Genomic DNA, 3171 nt, shown 5'->3' with positions numbered 1-3171 from the left:
GCCGCGTGGTCGTCCAGTGCCACCGGCGATCCGAAGATCGCCAGCACCGCATCGCCCATGAACTTGTTGACCAGGCCGTCGTGCCGGTCGACCTCGTCGACGACGATGCCGAAGAACCGGTTGAGCATCTCGACCACCTCGGCGGGCGGTCGGTTGGTCGCGAACGTGGTGGATCCGATCAGATCGATCATCAGCACCGAGACCACCCGGGTCTCCCCTCCCAGCTCCACGTCCTTGTCCGTCGCCGCGGCGGCCACCGACGCACCCACATGACGACCGAACAGGTCCCGGATGCGCTCGCGCTCGGACAGCCCTTCGGCCATGTCGTTGAACCCGACCTGCAGCCGACCAAGCTCGGTGGCGTCGTTGACGACGATGCGCGTCTCGAAGTCGCCGTCACGCACGGCCGCCAACGCATCGCGCAGAGTGCTCAGCGGTGTGACGACCGCCTGCGCGTTCAGCAAGGTGACGATCAACCCGAACACCAGCAGCACTGCTGCCAGGCTGAGGATCGCCCAGGCGAACCGCGCCAGCTCGACCTCCTCGGGACGCGTGAGAGCCACCAGCCCTGCCACCACCAACCCGAGCACGGGCGCGGCCGTTCCGAGCGACCAGAAGACCACCATGCGGCGTCGGACGCCGGCGGTGTGGAAGTCGGGATCGCGCTCGTCGGCCAGCGCCTGCGCCGCGACGGGCCGCAGCACCCACTCGGTGAACAGGTAGGCGATCGCACTGACGACGATCCCGGCGATCGAGACGCTGAAGAACGTGGGCAGAGCTCCGCCCGGCTGCACCGCGAGCGTGAGCGTCGTGAACAGCACCACCGCGATGGCCCACAAGGCGGATTGCATCACGGTGATGCGCCAGGGCAGCTTCAAGGCACTGACACGCTGCTGGCGCGTGGGGGAGCGATCGGACAAAGCCCAGTCCAGCTCGCGCAGCGTGATGTGGGTGATCGAGACGGCGCCGATCACGACCGCCGCCAGCACGTAGACCGGGATGGCGATCGCCAGCGCCCTGACGAGGTCGGCGGAGGGCCCACCGCCGGGGACGATCAGCAGGTTCAGCGCCGCCACCACGACCGCTCCGATGAGATTGGTGACCACCAGCAGGAGTGTGAGCAGGATCTGGATGCGCGGCCGAAGGGCGGAGATCTCCTGCCCTGCGGGTCCGAGAACGCGAGCCTGCAGGCGGCGGGTCCGAGGGTTCATCCCAATCTCCGTCCTCATCGGATGCGCGGTCGACACATGGTCGCACGCGTGTCGTGGCTCACCGTTCATTGACAGACTCGATCGAGAGCCGGGACCCTGTAGTGCAGCGTCACTCCCAGTTGCACCCTCGAGAGGAACCCCCATGGCCCGCAAGCCCGACCCTGAGATCGTCGCCGCCCTGACCCAGGTGACCGACTTCAGCCGCGACGTGATCTCCGCGATGGCACTCGCGGGCACCAAGGTCAACATCCCCGAACGCTGGTCGGTCATGTCCGAAAGCACCCCGGCCGACATGGCTTACGTGCTGCTCTCCGGTGAAGTCGAGGTGCGCGTGCACCGTGAGCCGGTCGCGACCCTCCCTCCGGGACAGATCTTCGGCGAGATCGCTCTTTTGTCGCACTCGTTGCGCAGCGCGTCGGTGGTCGCAACGTCGCCCATCACCGTCTTGCGCCTCGACGCCTCCTCGCTGCAGAAGATCGTCGACGACCACCCTGATTTCGCTGCCAAGCTCGCTGAGGGCGCAACCCTGCGCCAGTCCGAGTCCTGATCTACCGCACTGCCCAGCCAGTGAGACACGCGTCTCACCGGGTGGTCGCCATGCGCCACGGACAGATAGCGTTCGCCAGATGAACATCGGTGTGGTGCGCGAGACGCTGGCCGGAGAGACACGGGTCGCGGCAACGCCGGCCACGGTCGAACGGCTGATCAAGCTTGGATACGACGTTGTCGTCGAGTCGGGTGCTGGCGTGCGCTCAAGCTTCACTGACGAGGCGTTCGACAACGCCGGCGCGACCGTTGGATCCGCTCACGATGCTTGGCGCACTGACGTCGTCTTCAAGGTCAACGCGCCCACGTCCGAGGAGATCGATCGGCTGCTTGACGGTGCGACCTTGATCAGCATCATCGGTCCGGCGCAGAACGAGGACCTGCTGGCCGAATTGTCCCAGCGCAACCTCACGGTGCTGGCGATGGACGCCGTGCCGCGCATCTCGCGAGCCCAGTCGATGGACGTGCTCTCCTCGATGGCCAATATCGCTGGTTACCGCGCCGTGATCGAGGCAGCCAACGAATTCGGTCGCTTCTTCACCGGTCAGATCACGGCAGCCGGCAAGGTCCCCCCGGCCAAGGTCCTGGTGGCAGGGGTGGGCGTCGCTGGGCTTGCCGCGATCGGCACCGCCCACAGCCTTGGCGCCATCGTGCTGGCCACTGACCCTCGGGCGGAGGTCGCCGACCAGGTCAAGTCGCTGGGCGGGGAGTATCTCGAGGTCGAGGTTGAGACCGAGCAGTCGACCGATGGGTACGCCAAGGCCACGTCGGAGGCATACGACGCCCGCGCCGCGGAGATCTACTCCGAGCAGGCCGCGGACGTCGACATCATCATCACGACGGCGCTGATCCCCGGCCGCGCGGCTCCCGTGCTGATCACCGAGGCAGACGTCGCCTCGATGAAGCCCGGCAGCGTCGTGGTCGACATGGCCGCCGGCAGCGGCGGCAACGTCGCCGGATCGGTGGCCGGAGAAAAAATCGTCACCAGCAACGGCGTCACGATCATCGGCTACACCGACCTCGCGGGGCGCCTGCCCACCCAGGCCTCGCAGTTGTACGGCACCAACTTGGTCAACTTGATGACGTTGCTGACCCCGGAGAAGGACGGCCAACTGCAGCTCGACTTCGACGACGTCGTGCAGCGCACCGTCACGGTGGTCAAGCGCGGGGAGACCTCGTGGCCACCGCCGCCGGTCAACGTCTCGGCCGCGCCGGCTGCGCCCGCCGCGCCGCCGCAGGAGCCCGCTCCACCGAAGAAACCCGCACCCAGCTGGCACCGCTGGGCCATGGTCGGCGCTGGCATCCTCGCTCTCTTCCTGATCAATGCCTTCGCCCCGCCTCCGTTGCCGGAGCACTTCACCGTGCTGGTGCTCGCAATCGTCATCGGCTACTACGTGATCGGCAAGGTGCACCA

3 protein-coding genes are annotated in these 3171 nt (G+C 67.2%); 2 read left to right on the top strand and 1 reads right to left on the bottom strand.

Annotated elements, in window-relative coordinates:
• A partial coding sequence (locus tag WB508_RS04630) for an adenylate/guanylate cyclase domain-containing protein (RefSeq protein WP_423843710.1) occupies positions 1-1211 on the bottom strand: 1211 nt, incomplete at its 3' end.
• A 142-nt stretch (positions 1212-1353) separates the two neighbouring features.
• On the opposite strand from WB508_RS04630, the gene WB508_RS04625 reads away from it, so the two are divergent.
• Together WB508_RS04625 and WB508_RS04620 are read left to right on the top strand one after the other, a co-directional pair.
• Complete coding sequence (locus WB508_RS04625; protein WP_423843709.1) at positions 1354-1758, top strand: cyclic nucleotide-binding domain-containing protein; 405 nt, start codon at positions 1354-1356, stop codon at positions 1756-1758.
• Between the two features lie 79 nt (positions 1759-1837).
• Positions 1838-3171 (top strand): Re/Si-specific NAD(P)(+) transhydrogenase subunit alpha (locus WB508_RS04620; protein ID WP_423843708.1); only part of this gene is annotated, 1334 nt, incomplete at its 3' end.

The sequence above is a fragment of the Aeromicrobium sp. genome, from assembly GCF_049586495.1.
In the GTDB taxonomy this organism is placed as follows: domain Bacteria; phylum Actinomycetota; class Actinomycetes; order Propionibacteriales; family Nocardioidaceae; genus Aeromicrobium.
The sequence above is the reverse complement of the archived record's forward strand: the minus strand, read 5'-3'. Positions and strand labels throughout refer to the sequence as shown.

What these genes read in the sequence shown, in the direction of transcription:
- WB508_RS04625 (WP_423843709.1), top strand. Translation starts at nt 1,354, where the DNA reads ATGGCCCGCAAGCCCGACCCTGAGATCGTCGCCGCCCTGACCCAGGTG.